Source organism: Acidobacteriota bacterium, from assembly GCA_033549365.1.
Taxonomy (GTDB): domain Bacteria; phylum Acidobacteriota; class Aminicenantia; order Aminicenantales; family Saccharicenantaceae; genus JAWSUF01.
This window is the reverse complement of record JAWSUF010000003.1, coordinates 55,428-69,482: the sequence shown is the minus strand read 5'-3', so window position 1 is coordinate 69,482 and position 14,055 is coordinate 55,428. Positions and strand designations below refer to the sequence as shown.

At 62.7% G+C, this 14,055-nt stretch carries 12 protein-coding genes; 5 read left to right on the top strand and 7 right to left on the bottom strand.

What is annotated here, in order from left to right; translation table 11 throughout:
* Window positions 1-87: 87 nt before the first annotated feature.
* From SCM96_05555 to SCM96_05545, 3 genes are read right to left on the bottom strand one after another with little or no spacing between them, the layout of a single operon-like run.
* Window positions 88-1,398: a nucleoside transporter C-terminal domain-containing protein gene (locus SCM96_05555; protein MDW7760089.1), complete on the bottom strand. Its 1,311-nt coding sequence runs from the start codon at window positions 1,396-1,398 to the stop codon at window positions 88-90.
* A gap of 11 nt (window positions 1,399-1,409) precedes the next feature.
* Window positions 1,410-1,688, bottom strand: a complete 279-nt coding sequence (locus tag SCM96_05550) for a DUF167 domain-containing protein (GenBank protein ID MDW7760088.1) — start codon at window positions 1,686-1,688, stop codon at window positions 1,410-1,412.
* Window positions 1,689-1,738: 50 nt separating this feature from the next.
* Complete coding sequence (locus tag SCM96_05545) at window positions 1,739-2,515, bottom strand: DUF1573 domain-containing protein (GenBank protein MDW7760087.1); 777 nt, start codon at window positions 2,513-2,515, stop codon at window positions 1,739-1,741.
* Between the two features lie 392 nt (window positions 2,516-2,907).
* Between SCM96_05545 and carA the strand changes: the two genes are divergently transcribed.
* Both carA and carB read left to right on the top strand, forming a co-directional pair.
* Window positions 2,908-3,975 carry a glutamine-hydrolyzing carbamoyl-phosphate synthase small subunit gene (carA, locus tag SCM96_05540; protein MDW7760086.1) on the top strand — a complete coding sequence of 356 codons (1,068 nt, stop codon included), beginning with the start codon at window positions 2,908-2,910 and terminating at the stop codon, window positions 3,973-3,975.
* On the top strand, window positions 3,972-7,295 hold the full coding sequence (gene carB, locus SCM96_05535) for a carbamoyl-phosphate synthase (glutamine-hydrolyzing) large subunit (GenBank protein ID MDW7760085.1): 3,324 nt from the start codon (window positions 3,972-3,974) through the stop codon (window positions 7,293-7,295). The genes carA and carB overlap by 4 nt, the downstream gene beginning before the upstream one ends.
* Here carB and SCM96_05530 read toward each other — a convergent pair.
* From SCM96_05530 to SCM96_05515, 4 genes are read right to left on the bottom strand one after another with little or no spacing between them, the layout of a single operon-like run.
* Entirely contained in the window at window positions 7,292-8,464 is a 1,173-nt protein-coding gene (locus SCM96_05530; GenBank protein MDW7760084.1) for an SH3 domain-containing protein, read from the bottom strand. The two genes, carB and SCM96_05530, sit on opposite strands and share 4 nt — an antisense overlap.
* A gap of 58 nt (window positions 8,465-8,522) precedes the next feature.
* Complete coding sequence (locus SCM96_05525; protein MDW7760083.1) at window positions 8,523-9,242, bottom strand: class I SAM-dependent methyltransferase; 720 nt, start codon at window positions 9,240-9,242, stop codon at window positions 8,523-8,525.
* Window positions 9,223-10,527, bottom strand: a complete 1,305-nt coding sequence (locus tag SCM96_05520) for a hypothetical protein (GenBank protein ID MDW7760082.1) — start codon at window positions 10,525-10,527, stop codon at window positions 9,223-9,225. The genes SCM96_05525 and SCM96_05520 overlap by 20 nt, the downstream gene beginning before the upstream one ends.
* Window positions 10,524-11,363: a lipopolysaccharide kinase InaA family protein gene (locus tag SCM96_05515; GenBank protein ID MDW7760081.1), complete on the bottom strand. Its 840-nt coding sequence runs from the start codon at window positions 11,361-11,363 to the stop codon at window positions 10,524-10,526. The genes SCM96_05520 and SCM96_05515 overlap by 4 nt, the downstream gene beginning before the upstream one ends.
* A gap of 124 nt (window positions 11,364-11,487) precedes the next feature.
* On the opposite strand from SCM96_05515, the gene SCM96_05510 reads away from it, so the two are divergent.
* Genes SCM96_05510 through SCM96_05500 form a run of 3 tightly spaced genes read left to right on the top strand, consistent with a single transcriptional unit; the run spans window position 11,488 to window position 13,927 of the window.
* Window positions 11,488-11,676, top strand: coding sequence for a Trm112 family protein (locus SCM96_05510; GenBank protein MDW7760080.1), 189 nt, complete (start codon window positions 11,488-11,490; stop codon window positions 11,674-11,676).
* Window positions 11,677-11,680: 4 nt separating this feature from the next.
* Window positions 11,681-12,706 (top strand): glycosyltransferase family 9 protein, encoded by a 1,026-nt coding sequence (locus tag SCM96_05505; protein MDW7760079.1) that lies wholly within the window; start codon window positions 11,681-11,683, stop codon window positions 12,704-12,706.
* A 33-nt stretch (window positions 12,707-12,739) separates the two neighbouring features.
* Window positions 12,740-13,927: an O-antigen ligase family protein gene (locus tag SCM96_05500; protein MDW7760078.1), complete on the top strand. Its 1,188-nt coding sequence runs from the start codon at window positions 12,740-12,742 to the stop codon at window positions 13,925-13,927.
* Window positions 13,928-14,055: the final 128 nt, after the last annotated feature.

Below are 14,055 nucleotides of genomic sequence, written 5' to 3'. Positions count from 1 at the left end.
CCCGGCCGAACCTCCATAAATCAAGACGCGCGCCGCCTTCCGAATGTCTCACACCTTCGAGCCCGAAAAGCGGAAGCCGACGCGGGTTCAGCGGCCGAGAAGAATGGAGCCGCCCGTCGTGAAGGCTCCGGCCACGGCGCCCGTCATGAGGCAGGCCAGCGTTGCGGCCAGGAGCGCCCGAAAGCCGAGGCGCGAGAGATCGCCCGTCCGCTCGGGAGCGAGGGCGCCCAAACCTCCGATAAAGATGGCCAGCGAGGCAATATGAGCGAAACCGCACAGGGCGTAGGATGCGATCAGGGCCGACCGCGGGTGCTGGAGAACGCCGCGGGCCATGAGATCGGAGAGATGGCCGTAGGCGACGACCTCGGTCGTCACCGTCCGCTCGCCGATGATCCGGGCCACTTCGACGGCATCGGCGGGCGGAACGCCCATGGCCAGCGTGAAGGGATAAAACACGATCCCGAGCAGCGACTCGAAGGTCCAGGCGGTCTCCCAGCCGAACGCCTTGTTCAAAAGGCCGCCGGCGCCGCCGAGCATGAAGTTGAGGAGAGCCAGAAGCCCGAGAAAGGCGATGAGGAGGGCGATAATTCCGCCCAGAAGCTTCAATCCGCTCGTTGCGCCGTTGATGACGGCCAGAATGACATTGTCTTCTCTTTCGTAATGGGGTTGGACGTCCAGACCGAGTGTCACGGGTTTTCCGATCTCGGGCATGATCAGCTTGGCCATGACAAGTGCCGCCGGGGCCGAAATGAAGGAGGCGGACACGAGGTGGCCGGCAATGGTCGGCAGCTGGTTCTGAAGAAGCATGACGTAGAGTGCCAGGACGGTCGAGGCGATGGTGGCCATTCCGGCGGTCAGAATGGTGCCGAGCTCGGAGCGCGTCATGTCCTTCAAGTGGGGCTTGACGACAAGGGCCGATTCGACGCCGACGAAAATGTTGCTCGAGACGCACAGGGCCTCGGCGCCGCTGACCCGCATCAGGCGGGTGAAAACCCGGGCGAAGAGACGGATGACGGCGGGCAGAATGCCGAGGTGATAGAGCGCGGCGACCAGGGCGGCGAAGAAAATAATGGTCGGCAGACCTTGAAAGGCCAGAAAATAGCCGAGCGAGGTCTCGCCGGCTTCATTGACCGCCCCGGGCGGCATGGCCAGACGTCCGAAGACGAACCGGGTTCCGGCCGTGGCGCTGTCCAGCACGGCCACGACCGCCCGGTTGACGAACAGAAAAAATTGCGACCCGGCCGGAACCACAAAAATGAAAAAGGCGAACAGGAATTGCAGTCCGATGCCCCAGACAATGACCCGGAAATTGACGGAGCGGCGGGCCGACGAACACATCCAGGCGAAACCGACCAGAATGAAAATCCCGGCCAGGCTGACGAGATTGTAAATGTCCATTCCGATCCTCCTCATCCCGCCATGCGGGGATCGCGGCAGGCGACGGTTTTGCGGCGGGACGTCTCTCCGCGCACGACGGACAGAGATGACGGCGGAACGCCCCACAACTCGGCCAGAAGACGAAGGACATCACGGTTGGCCCGGCCGCCCTCGGGGGGAGACGTCACCCGGACACGGTAGGCGCGATCCCCCGTCTTTTCAACGCCGGCCCGGCCCGCGCGCGGAACAACCGTCACGTCAAAAAGAACAGGGGTGCCGGCGGTCTTGCCTTTCGGACACATGCGGGACATGGCAGCCCTATCTTTCGCCGCGCCGCGTCCGGAGGGGGCGGCCGCGGGTTTCAGCGAATGACGTCCTTGTATTTTTCGAAGAGGGACTTGAGTTCGCTCTTGGTGACGATGTAGCGCGTGACGAAGATGGACAGGGAAGAACGCATGGGGTCGTTCGATTTGAAGAGAACATAGTCCCGGATGGAGCCCCGTTTCATCGAGCCCGGGAATTTCAATTCGACTTCGACCGAACCTCCGGCCCGGATGCGCAGGGGAAACTTCGCCCGCTTCCCCGCGACGAAAAATTCGATCTCCTGATGCTCGGCCTCAAACCGGAGCTCGAGCTCGCCGGGATTGCTGACCCTGACGACGGACGAGGTCTCCTCGCCCTGGAGACTCAAACCCAGATCGAGGTTGTAGATATCCAGCTCGATTTTCGGCTGGGGCGGCGTTTCGACATGGGCCACGAGATTGAGTTCCTGTCTCCGGTTGCTCCGGTCGTTTGTCTCGACAAAGATGTACATGATGGTTCTTCCGGAATACCCGCGTGTGTTGAAGGTCGTCTTGACGCGGCCTTCCTTGCCGGGCGCGATGGATTTTTCCGTGATGACAACCGCCGTGCAGCCGCAGGAGGTGTGGACCTGATCGATCATGAGGGGGGCATCCCCTTTATTGACGACCACGAATTCATGATTCAACACATCTCCGTGGGTGACCTTGCCGAAATCATGGGTCGTCTTGGGATAATGGGCCACGGGTTTGTTCGCGGAGGCTTCGCCGGCTTCGCAGCCGGCCGCCGCCGCGGCAAACAATAGGACAAAAACAATTGCGCTCGTTTTTCTCGCCATCCTCGCCTCCTCGCCACCTTAATCTACATTATTCCCCCGGCCCCATCAACCCTCTTCTGCTTTGTCTGCTGGATTTGATTGATTTTTCAGTGAGATCCAGCAGCCAGAGTTCGGAAGGCTTCCGCGGGGCGCAGGGCGGATCCCGGAACAAGCCGTTGGAGGGTCGAGCGGGCATGGATCCGAAGCCGAAGGCGGAGGGGAGCGAGACCCGGAACCGGAGTGGACGAGACTCGCCGGGGCTCGGACACGTCTTGTGAAGGGATTCACCCGAGCCCGAAAAGCGGAAGCCGCCGCGGGTTCGTTCGGAAAAAAGCAATGAGGGATGACAGGGCCGGGGGCGTTGTGCTATACTCGCCGAAAATGTGCCGGAGGATCACCCCATACGAAAAGCGGTGCTGGCCCTCTCCGACGGAAGCGTCTGGGAGGGTATAGGATTCGGCGCGCCCGCGCGCATCGGGGGGGAAGTCGTTTTCAATACCGGGATGACGGGTTACCCGGAGTCCATAACCGACCCTTCCTACCACGGCCAGATCCTCTGCCAAACTTATCCCCTGATCGGGAACTACGGCGTCGATCCCGAAAGTTTCGAATCCGACCGGCCCCGAATCGCCGGTTATGTCGTCTCCGAATTCTGCGAGGCGCCTTCTCATATCCGCTCGCGCAAAACGCTCGAGGCCTGGCTTCGGGAAAACGGCATTCCCGGAATCGCCGGCATCGACACCCGGGCCCTGACCCGGCGCCTCCGCGCCCGCGGCGTCATGCCCGGCCTCCTGGATGCAACCGAAGACCCGCTTGACGGACGGACCCTCGTCCGCCGGGCCCGGCGCCTGCCCGACCCGAACGCCCGCGACCTGTCCTCCGAAGTTTCGACGCACGAAATCCGCATCGCCAATCCCGGGGCGCGCCGCGCCGTCGTCCTCATCGACTGCGGGACGAAGCTGAACATCGTTCGCTCTCTCGCCGCCGGGGGATTTGCCGTTGTCCGTGTCCCCGCCGCGACGGATTTCTCCCGCCTTCTGGATTTCTCCCCCCGGGGGATCATCATTTCCAACGGCCCCGGAGATCCGATGACCGCCGCACCCGTCATCCGGACCGTCAAACGTCTGATGGGCGCCGGGCTGCCGATCTTCGGCATCTGCTTCGGAAACCAGATTCTGGCCCTTGCGGCCGGTGCCTCGACCTTCAAGCTGAAGTTCGGCCATCGGAGCCAGAATCAGCCCTGTTTCGAGGAAGGAACACGGCGCTGCCACATCACCAGCCAGAATCACGGCTATGCCGTCGACACCCGGACACTTCCGCGAAACTGGCGGCCCTGGTTCACCAACGCCAACGACGGGACAAACGAAGGGATCCGCCACATCCGCAAGCCTTTCTCCTCCGTCCAGTTCCACCCCGAAGCCTGCCCCGGCCCGACGGACGCCGCCCGATTTCTGTCGGAATTTCTGGAGAGCCTGGGATGACGATCGCCCGCAAGGTCCTCGTTCTCGGAAGCGGCGCCCTGAAGATCGGCGAGGCCGGCGAATTCGACTACTCGGGCAGCCAGGCCGTCAAGACGCTCAAAGAGGAAGGCTGCGAGGTCGTTCTCGTCAATCCCAATATCGCCACCATCCAGACCAGCGAAGGCCTGGCCGACAAAGTCTATTTCCTCCCCGTGACACCGGAATTCGTAACCGAAGTCATCCGCCGGGAGCGGCCCGACAGCCTCCTCGCCGCCTTCGGCGGGCAGACCGCCCTCAACTGCGGAGCGGCCCTCTGGAAATCGGGAACTCTCCGGCGCTTCCGGGTCGAAGTTCTCGGTTCCCCCATGGAGGTCATCGAGAAAACCGAGGACCGGGCGTTGTTCAACGCGGCCCTGGCCGAAGCCGGACTCAAAACACCTCGGGGCATCGCCGTCGGATCGGTCGAAGCCGGGCTCCGGGCGGCGGACGCGATCGGTTATCCGGTCATGGCCCGCGCGGCATTCGCCCTCGGGGGACGCGGAAGCGGACCGGCTCACACCTCCCGGGAGCTGAGCGAAGCCCTCCGCCGGGCCTTTTCCGCATCCCGCCAGGTTCTCGTCGAGGAATATCTCGACGGCTGGAAGGAAATCGAATACGAGATCCTCCGCGACGCCGCCGACAACGCCATCGCCGTTTGCAACATGGAAAACTTCGACCCCATGGGCATCCACACCGGAGAAAGCATCGTCGTTGCCCCGTCCCAAACTCTCAGCAACACCGAATATCACGGCCTCCGGGAAATCGCCCTCCGGGCGGTGCGGCACCTGGGCGTCGTCGGCGAGTGCAACATCCAATACGCCCTGAACCCGAAAACCGGCGATTACCGGATTATCGAGGTCAACGCCCGCCTGTCGCGCAGCTCGGCCCTGGCCAGCAAGGCCACAGGCTATCCGCTGGCCGCCGTCGCCGCGAAGATCTGCCTGGGCCGGATACTTCCGGAAATCCGCAACTCGATCACCCAGGTGACATCGGCCTGCTTCGAACCGGCCCTCGACTACCTGGCCGTAAAAATCCCGAGATGGGATCTCAAGAAGTTCGCCCGGGTGTCGAAGAAAATCGGTTCCGAAATGAAGTCGGTCGGCGAGGTCATGGCCCTGGGACGGTCGTTCGAAGAGGCCCTCCAGAAGGCGGCCCGCATGCTCCAGGTCGGCATGTACGGCGTCGTCTGCAATGCCAATTACTCCTTCGCGGACCTGGAAAAGGAACTCCGCCGCCCGACCGACGAGCGTCTGTTCGGCATCGCCGAAGCCCTGCGTAAGGGATGGACGGTCGAGCGGATTCGATCCCTGACGCGGATCGACGCCTGGTTCATTCACAAGATCAAGAATATTGTGGACATCGAGGCCCGGCTGGACGGAAAAAAGCTCGGGCGTCTGGATCCGGACCTCCTCCGCGAAGCCAAGAGGGCGGGCTTTTCCGACAAGCAGATCTCCCTTCTGACCCGATCGCGGGAGCCCGATGTCCGGCGCGCCCGAAAAAGGCTGGGCATTGAGCCGGTCGTCAAGCAGATCGACACCCTGGCCGCCGAGTATCCGGCAAAAACGAACTATCTCTACCTGACCTATCACGGATCCGAAGACGACGTCGCTTTCGGACCGAAGGCCGACGCGGCGGATGAAGCGGCCGCCGGACGGCCGACCGTCATGGTTCTTGGCTCGGGGTCCTACAGCATCGGTTCGTCCGTCGAGTTTGACTGGTGCTGCGTCAATGCCGCCCGGACCCTGGCCCGGTCGGGATGCCGGACCGTCATGATCAACTACAATCCCGAAACCGTCTCGACGGACTACGACGTCTGCGACCGGCTGTATTTCGACGAGCTGAGCTTCGAACGGGTTATGGACATCCACGACAAGGAAAACCCGGACGGCGTCATCGTCTCGACGGGCGGGCAGATCCCGAACAACATCGCCCTGAAATGCGGCCGGGCGGGCCTGCGCATCCTGGGCACCCCGGTCCGCAGCATCGACCGCGCCGAAAACCGCACCAAATTTTCCCGCCTCCTCGACGGCCTGGGCATCGACCAGCCGGAGTGGCGCGAGCTGACCAGCCCGGCCCGGGCCCGGGCTTTCGCCCGGTCGATCGGTTTTCCCGTTCTCATCCGGCCCTCCTATGTCCTGAGCGGGGCCGCCATGAGCCTCGTCTTCAACGAGCGCGATCTCGCCGGTTACCTGGAGAAGGCCTCCCGCGTGACGCCGGACTATCCGGTCGTCATTTCCAAGTTCATCATGAACGCCAAGGAAATCGAGCTCGATGCCGTTGCCTGGGCGGGCGAGATTGTGATCTCGGCCATCGTCGAGCACATCGAAAACGCGGGCGTCCACTCCGGCGACGCCACCATGGTTCTGCCCCCTCAGAAACTCTATATCGAGACCATCCGCAGGGTGCGCGAGATCGGAACCCGGATCGCCCGGGCGCTCCGCATCACCGGCCCGTTCAACATCCAGTTTCTGGCCAGGGACAACGCCCTCAAGGTCATCGAATGCAATCTTCGGGCCTCGCGGTCGTTTCCGTTCGTCTCGAAAGTCTCCCGGACGAATTTCATCGACCTGGCCGTGCGGGCGATGGTGATGGAAGCCGGCCTGGTCGCCCCGAATGCCGGAAGCGCCCCCAATGGAGATCCGAAGAACAGGACCGCCCAAATCAAGGCCCTGACCCGGGGTTTGCCATCAACCCTGGATCTCAACCATGTCGGGGTCAAGGCGCCCCAATTTTCATTTTCCCGGCTGAAAGGAGCGGATCCCGCGCTGGGCGTCGAGATGGCTTCAACGGGAGAAGCGGCCTGCCTGGGCCGGGATGTCCACGAGGCCTTTCTGAAGTCTCTCATCGCGGCCGGATACCGGCTGCCGGGACCGGGAGGGAGCTTTCTTCTGAGCCTCGGCGGAGACAAGGCGAAAACGCGGTTCCTCGAATCGGCCCGGGCACTCAAGGCCGGAGGGTACAAGCTCTATGCCACCGAGAAAACATCGCTGTTTCTGCGAAAACACCGGCTTCCCAATACCTTGCTCCACAAGATTCAGACAAAGCGGGAACCGAACATCCGCACACTTATCACGGAAGGCCGGATCGATTTCGTCCTTTCGGTCCCCAACCCGGAAAAGACGATCGAGCTTGACGGCGATTACCGTCTGAGGCGCCTGGCGGTCGATTTTTCCGTTCCTCTGCTGACGAACCTCCAGGTGGCCGAATTGTTCGTGCAGTCGCTGACGGCCAAGACTTTTCGGGATCTCGAGATCAGGCACTGGGACGAATACAGGGACATCGAGGAATCCGTTGAGGGTTAGAAGAGGATCTTGAGGCCGATCTTGAGGGAGATGCCGGATAAATCGACAACGGCATCGCGGGCGTCGGAAATGCCGGCCTCGGCCGGCCGCGTGGCCCGGATGAACATCAGAGGAAACGGCTCCTGTTCCAATCCCGGCAGGGCGGCCTGATAGACATAGAGCCGGCCGTTTTCCGTGTTCGTCCATCCCTCGGAATCGATGAAGGTGTCCGAACCTTTGAAACCACTGATCTTCGCTCGGCGATATCCCGTTTCAACGACAAAGACGGCCCCGGGGAAGATCGTCCATTCCCCGCCCACCGCAGCTTCGCCTCCAAGACCAAGCGCCGAAGCCTCGCCCGTCCATTCCCGCCAGGCCTCCTCTTCCTCGAAACGATAGCCGTATCCGGCCTTGGCGTAGATGACCTGGAGAGCGCCCTTTGCGTAAAAGTTGGGGATCGGAGAGAAGATGAGCCCCGCCTTTATGGGCAAGGCGCGAACATGAGGATCGATCTTCAGAAGATCCTCGGTCCCCGCTCGTCTGTAGAAAATCTCACTCGAAGACCGGGCCTGAAAATAGTCGGCGCCCAGACCCAGAAACAGGTCGTCCGTGAGCGGAAAAGAAAACTCGAAACCGAGGACATAGGCCAGGCGCAGCGAACCGGGATCGGACGACGGCCGGGCACCGGACGCGGCGCCGAAATAGTCCGCAAGCCCCTTCATTGAGGCATTCCAATCCCCCATGGCCAGGACGGAGCCGCCGCCGAAAAGCAGGAGACCTGTTTTTCCGGCCGCGATGCCGATCCGGCTTTTCGATTCCACAAGCCGCGGCGGTGCCTTGACGGGAATATCCGGACGTTTTTCTATCGGCGGCTTTCGGGAAGGAAGTGCGTCCGGTTCCAGGGGTCTGACCAGGCTGCCGTGAATCCAGCCCGTCCCGACGGATCCGTCCCGCCGCGTAAAGCGGACGCGGTACCAGTCTTTTTCCCGGGCCTCGGCATCCAGAACGGTTCCTTCGGGCAACTGGATGAGCATGGCGCTGCCGATGTCGGGGAGTTCGCGGATGTTGGCCTGTTCGGCCGTAACGCGCACCTTGACGGCGATATCTTCAGTCGTCTGTGCCCCGGCGGCGGAGAAAGCCAGAAGGATGACGCCGGTAAAAATGAAAACGGATGTCCTTTTCGCGATCATCCCTGCGCACCTGCAATTGATTATACACCATTTCCCTGTTTTGTGTTGCCGCGGAAGTTCACCGTTTTTCGAGTACGGCGTATCGCTGGGCGTGAATCCCCCGGAAAAGCGCCATGACCGCAACGATCCGGAATCCGGCCGCCTCGGCCTCCGTCTCGAACATCCGGCCCGCCAGCATGCGGACTTCGTAACGGGTTCCCTTGATCCGCGCCCGAAGCTTCCGTTGAAGCGCGTGAAGCCGGTTTTCCCGATAGAACGAAACGACGGCGCCGCATCGGGCCACGCGGAAGAATTCGGCCAGGGCCGAGGCCCGGTCTTCGGCCCGATGCAAATGGTGAAAAAGGCGCAGGGACAGGACGACATCCGCCGCGCCAGGCTTGAGGGGCAGACCGGCCGTGATGTCGGCGACGAGCCCCGCGGTTTGCGGCCCGCCTCGGTCCGGAGCCGAGCGCGCCGTATCGCCGCCTGAAGACAACGCCCGCTCCATTGTCCGCACAACCATGGCCTCGGAAAGGTCGGCACAGAGAAGAAGACCTTCAGGGCCCGCCGCCGCGGCCGCGGTTTCGAACATCCGGCCGTAACCGCAGGGAGCATCCAGAACGACCGGGCCGCCGTTTTCGAATGGCCCGCAGCCGTCCAATATCCTGCGCAGGCAGTGCCGCACCGCGCGCCGTTCCTTCCAATTGACGATCCTCTGGTCAAGACCCCGATACCGGCGTCGCTCAAAATCCTCGACCTGCGGCCGCAAAAACTTCGATTTAATCTTTGAAGAGGACATATTTCGGACTCCCATCCAAAAGGACGGCGCCGTCCCGGACGCCCGTCGCGTTTCCATCCCGGTCCTCGATTCCGGCGACCTCCCTGTCGAAACGCACCTCCGCCGGACGTCCCGTTGTCCAACAGACGGCGACGGTTTCTCCGTTTTTCCGGAAAAGGAAGGCCCGGACATCCCGCGGATCACTCCGCGCACCGTCTTTCATGATATCCATGACTCCGAGGAAACGCCCTCCATCAATCCGCCTGACAAGGGTCCGCAGGGCGCGGAAAGACGGCCGCCGCCGCCAGGGTTCCTCCCGGCTGTCGACCAGGCCGTAGCCCGGAGCGACAAGCTGCCACCAGTAGATCCGCTCCACGAAACCGGAAGCCAGAAGAGGCACGTCATAGCGCACCAGGAAGTCGGCCTGTTCGTTTTCGCCGACATTGGGCTTCCCTTCAGCCGGCGAGTAGGGGTGTGTTCCGGCCAACGGCCAGTTGACCTCGGTCACCCAGAGATTGCGCCCGGCCGCGCCGCATTTGTCGACGACGGCCCGGAGCAGTCCCGCCTTGGCCGTTGCATCCCAGCCGAACTGTCCGTTTTCCGGCGCTCCGACTCGGTCCACATAGAGAAGGGAACTGATGACGTCAAACGGCAATCGCGGCAGGACCGCGGGATAGAGATGAAATTCGAAGTCGATCACGGCGGGACCGACAAGACGCGTCCCATGCCGCGCGGCCGCATCGAAGGCCGGTTCGGCCAGGGCGATATATTCTTTATGGCTCCAGACGCCCCATTTCGTCCGGTTCCAAGCGTGACCGATCTCGACGTAAGGGCAGAGGGGAGCGAAGCGGCCCAGCGCCTCGTCCAGAAACATCCGCCACCCTCGGGGATCGAGAACGTCGCGGCGGCGCTGGAGTAGCGCCAGGCAGACCTCAAAGCCCTCGGCCCGGAGATCGCGGATAAAGGCTTCGATCCGCGGCATCCGCTCAGGCTCCCAGGAGGCCAGGCGGACAAGCGTCAGGCGCACGCCTGTCTCGCGCAACAGGGCGATCGCTTCGCCGCTCCGGCCGCCGGCTTCGGAAACGGCGCAGCCGATGGCCGTGCCGATATCCGCCGGCCGCGTGTGGACGGTCTTTAGCAGGGCCCGGGTGCGGAAGAGGACAGGGAGCGTCCGGGCCAGGTTTTTCACCGCAAGTTCGAAGTAATCCCCGATGTTCCGAACGTGGCGGCGGCGGCGGGCCCACCTGGGGGCCACATTGTGCGGCTGGTCGGCGTACGGGTTCCAGGAAAAATCGTCGTTGTTCATTGGATTTTCAACGCTTCGGCGATTCGCTTCAGACGGAGGGCTTTCCGGAAAGAGATCAACCCGGCGTAGGCCGCCTTGCTCAGGCGGTACCAAATGCGGAAAAGGCCCGGGGACCGCCCCTTGGCCGGATAGGCATCGAGGAATGCGGCGCGGGATGCGGCGGGAACGCCGAGGCGCACGAGGTTCCTGGCCCGGGAGAGAGAGGAAAGCGGCCGGCCCGACCGGGGCCGGATCCGGTTGGTGTCGATGAGAAAGAATTCGAAGTCCCCGGTTTGCGCGCCTCGTACGAGGATGTTGCCGTCGGAGAGGTCCCGGTGCAGAATTCCGGCATTGTGACAGGCGGCGAGGAAGGGCGCGAGCGATGCGATCAGGGCGGCAAGACGCAGTGGTTCGAGTTCGCGGAAAAGCCCGCGGATTTCGACGGAGTCAGGGATGAAGGCGGAGACATAGAGAGACTCGGCGACCCGACCGCGGCGCCGGCGCTCGAGATAGGCCAGGGGAAGCGGAGTCGGCACACCGGCGGCGAGACAGGCGACGGCGCCCCGCCAGGCCCGAACGGCTTTTCCGGAACTCCATAAGGTTCTGAGTTTTTTCAGGCCGGCGGTGCGGAACGTCTTGATCACCGTCTCGATCGTCCGGCCGGGCGGCACTTCGATCGGAACGGTGACGACCGTGTTGCGGCCTTCGAGCAGAATGCGCCCTCCAGGGGCATCGGAAGCATGACAATGGGTGAAGGACGCCACGGCGTCGATGAAGGAGGGGAAGGCGAAGTCCGGGTGAACCCGTCCCCGGTAGGGCGGGCACTCCACCGGCAGGCCGAAGGCTCCGTCGCGCATCAAGGCCGTATTTTAACATGTCCTTCCCAAATGTGCACAGCCCCGGCGCCGGGGGTGTGCGTCATAGCGCCGGCAGTTGACGGGGGGAGGGCGGGTCGGTTAGTATTCAACCGAGGAGAAAACCATGGCTCTTGATCCCCGGCTTCTCGAGATTTTGGCTTGTCCCGTCTGCAAAACCGAGGTCCGGTTGACCGCGGATGACAGCGGGCTCAAGTGTCTGAAATGTTTCCGTGTATATCCCGTCCGGGACGACATCCCCGTCATGCTTGTCGACGAAGCGGCCGTCGAACCGGACCGTCCCGTCAAGGACTGACGCCTTGCCCCTGGACAGGATCCTTCTTGTCCGGCTGCGCAAAATCGGCGACATCGTCCTGACGACGCCCGCCGTCGAAGTTCTGAAAAGAGCGCTGCCGCAGGCCTCGTTGACCTACGTGGTCGAAGCGCCCTTCCGGAGACTGGTCGAGGGACACCCCGCTCTCGACGATATTGTGGTCCTGCCGCGCCACGCCTCGACCGGCGATGTCCTTGCGGCCGCGCGGGCCGCGCGCCGAAAAAAATACGACGCCGTCCTGGACTTTCACGGCGGGCCGAAAGCCTGGTGGCTGACCGCTCTTTCGGGAGCCCGTCTCAAAGTCGGGTACCGCGTGAAATACAGAAGTTTCGCATACGATCGGCGCGTTCCCCGGCGGCCGGAACACGGCCGGATCCACAGTGTCGTGAATCACGTCAATCTCGTCCGGGCCCTGGGGTTGGATGTCCCGGAACCGCCTCCCATGAGCCTGCCCGACCCCCTCCCCCAGGAGCGGGAGCGCGTCGACGCGCTTTATGCCAAGGCCGCGCCCGAAGGCACCCGCGCCGTCGTCCTCCACATCGGTGCCGGAAACGCCTTTCGCGACTGGGGCGAGGAGAATTGGACGGCGCTCGCTCTCCGTCTCGCCCGAACGGACCGGGTGCGCGTCTTGCTTGCGGGAGGAACGGACGACAGACGGCGGGCCGCCTCGATCCTGGCCCGCACACCCTCGAATGTCTTTCCGGCGACCGACGACTACAACCCCATCGAACTTCGCGAAATCATCCGCCGGGCGTCTCTCTTCATCGGGCCGGACAGCGGGCCGATGCACATCGCGGCGACGACGCCGACTCCGTCCGTCGTTCTTTTCGGACCCACCGTGCCCGAAATCACCGGGCCGTGGAAGCCCGCCGCAACGCCGATCATTTTCCAACGCGACCTCGATTGCCGTCCGTGCCGCCAGAGAACCTGCGTTCACGGCGATTTCCGCTGCCTGCGGTCGATCGAAGTTCGCGAGGTCTATGACGCCTGCGTCCGGCTGGGTTGCTTCTGATGGCCGATGGGTCTGTGATATAATCCCGCCGACATGAGTGAATTGAAAAGCGGTGCGGAGGGTCGAGGCGGCCGGACTTGGGACGTCCTTCCCGGATGGGCTCTGGTCGCGGCCCTTCTGTTCTCATTCATTTCGATCAGCCTGGCCCAGATCTTTTTCTATCTGGCCGTCGTTTTCTGGATCATCCGGCTCGCCCTCCGCAGGGAAGGCCCGGTCTTTCCGCGGTTCTTCATCCCCCTGATCGTTTATGCCGGGTGGTCGATCCTTTCGGCGGCTTTTTCCGTCAACCCCGAAGTGAGTTTCCTGGCCGGCCGGGAACTGACGCTGTTTCTGATGGTGCCTCTGGCCTACATGGTTCTCGATGGCGAGAGCTGGAAGAGGAGAACGTTGACAGCCATGTTCATTTCGGCGGCGGCCTCGCTTGTCTACTCCTATTACCACGTGGCCTCGGGACTGCAGCCCGACGAAAGAGTCAAGGGTTTCATGGGCCACTACATGACCCAGGCCGGGCTTCTGCTCCTGTTCTGCGCCGTTGCTCTGGGCTTTTTTGTCTTTTACCGCAAGCGGTCGCGGTTTCTCTGGGGGGCGGCCTTCCTCGTCGCCTGTCCCGCGCTGGCCCTGACCTTGACGCGAAGCGCCTGGATCGGCGTCGGCGTCGCGGCCTGCGTCATCCTGGGTCTCTACAAACCGAAGCTTCTCGCGCTCGTCCCGGTGGCCGCGGTTCTGGCTTATCTGGGATCGCCCGCTGAAGTCAAAAAGCGCGTCGAGAGCATTTTCACGACGCGCGGGACTTCGAACGAGGTCCGAATCGAATACGCCCGGGCCGGCCTCAAGATCATCAAGCAATACCCGATCTTCGGAACCGGCTTGAACACCGTGGACATGGAGTTTCAACTTCCCAAGTACGGACTCTCGGCCGAAGCCCGGAACAACGTCCACCTCCACAACAATATCCTGCAGATCGCGGCGGAACGCGGCATCCCGGCCCTGCTGGCCTGGCTGGCCTTCTTCGCTCTGGCTGTTGTCGATCTTCGCCGCATCGCCCGATCCCGGGATCCGGCGAACGAGCTTGTCAAACCCGCGGCCGCGGGGGCTCTGGCCGCCGCCGCGGCCCTGTTCGTCGCCGGCTTTTTCGAATACAACTTCGCCGACTCCGAGATCACCCTCCTCTTCCTCTTCCTCATCACCCTCCCCTCTACTTTGGCTGCTGGAAATAATTGATTTAATTACATTTACAGCTAAAAAGCCCGTTTTTTGGCGATTTTTTTAACTAATTTATTTGTTATCAGATATTTCCAGCAGCCAGAGTAGAAGGGGAAGAAATGTGATAAAATGCTGTTTTGGGAGAT

What these genes read in the sequence shown, in the direction of transcription:
- SCM96_05555 (MDW7760089.1), bottom strand. Translation starts at nt 1,398, where the DNA reads ATGGACATTTACAATCTCGTCAGCCTGGCCGGGATTTTCATTCTGGTC.
- SCM96_05550 (MDW7760088.1), bottom strand. Translation starts at nt 1,688, where the DNA reads ATGTCCCGCATGTGTCCGAAAGGCAAGACCGCCGGCACCCCTGTTCTT.
- SCM96_05545 (MDW7760087.1), bottom strand. Translation starts at nt 2,515, where the DNA reads ATGGCGAGAAAAACGAGCGCAATTGTTTTTGTCCTATTGTTTGCCGCG.
- carB (MDW7760085.1), top strand. Translation starts at nt 3,972, where the DNA reads ATGACGATCGCCCGCAAGGTCCTCGTTCTCGGAAGCGGCGCCCTGAAG.
- SCM96_05530 (MDW7760084.1), bottom strand. Translation starts at nt 8,464, where the DNA reads ATGATCGCGAAAAGGACATCCGTTTTCATTTTTACCGGCGTCATCCTT.
- SCM96_05525 (MDW7760083.1), bottom strand. Translation starts at nt 9,242, where the DNA reads ATGTCCTCTTCAAAGATTAAATCGAAGTTTTTGCGGCCGCAGGTCGAG.
- SCM96_05520 (MDW7760082.1), bottom strand. Translation starts at nt 10,527, where the DNA reads ATGAACAACGACGATTTTTCCTGGAACCCGTACGCCGACCAGCCGCAC.
- SCM96_05515 (MDW7760081.1), bottom strand. Translation starts at nt 11,363, where the DNA reads ATGCGCGACGGAGCCTTCGGCCTGCCGGTGGAGTGCCCGCCCTACCGG.
- SCM96_05510 (MDW7760080.1), top strand. Translation starts at nt 11,488, where the DNA reads ATGGCTCTTGATCCCCGGCTTCTCGAGATTTTGGCTTGTCCCGTCTGC.
- SCM96_05500 (MDW7760078.1), top strand. Translation starts at nt 12,740, where the DNA reads ATGAGTGAATTGAAAAGCGGTGCGGAGGGTCGAGGCGGCCGGACTTGG.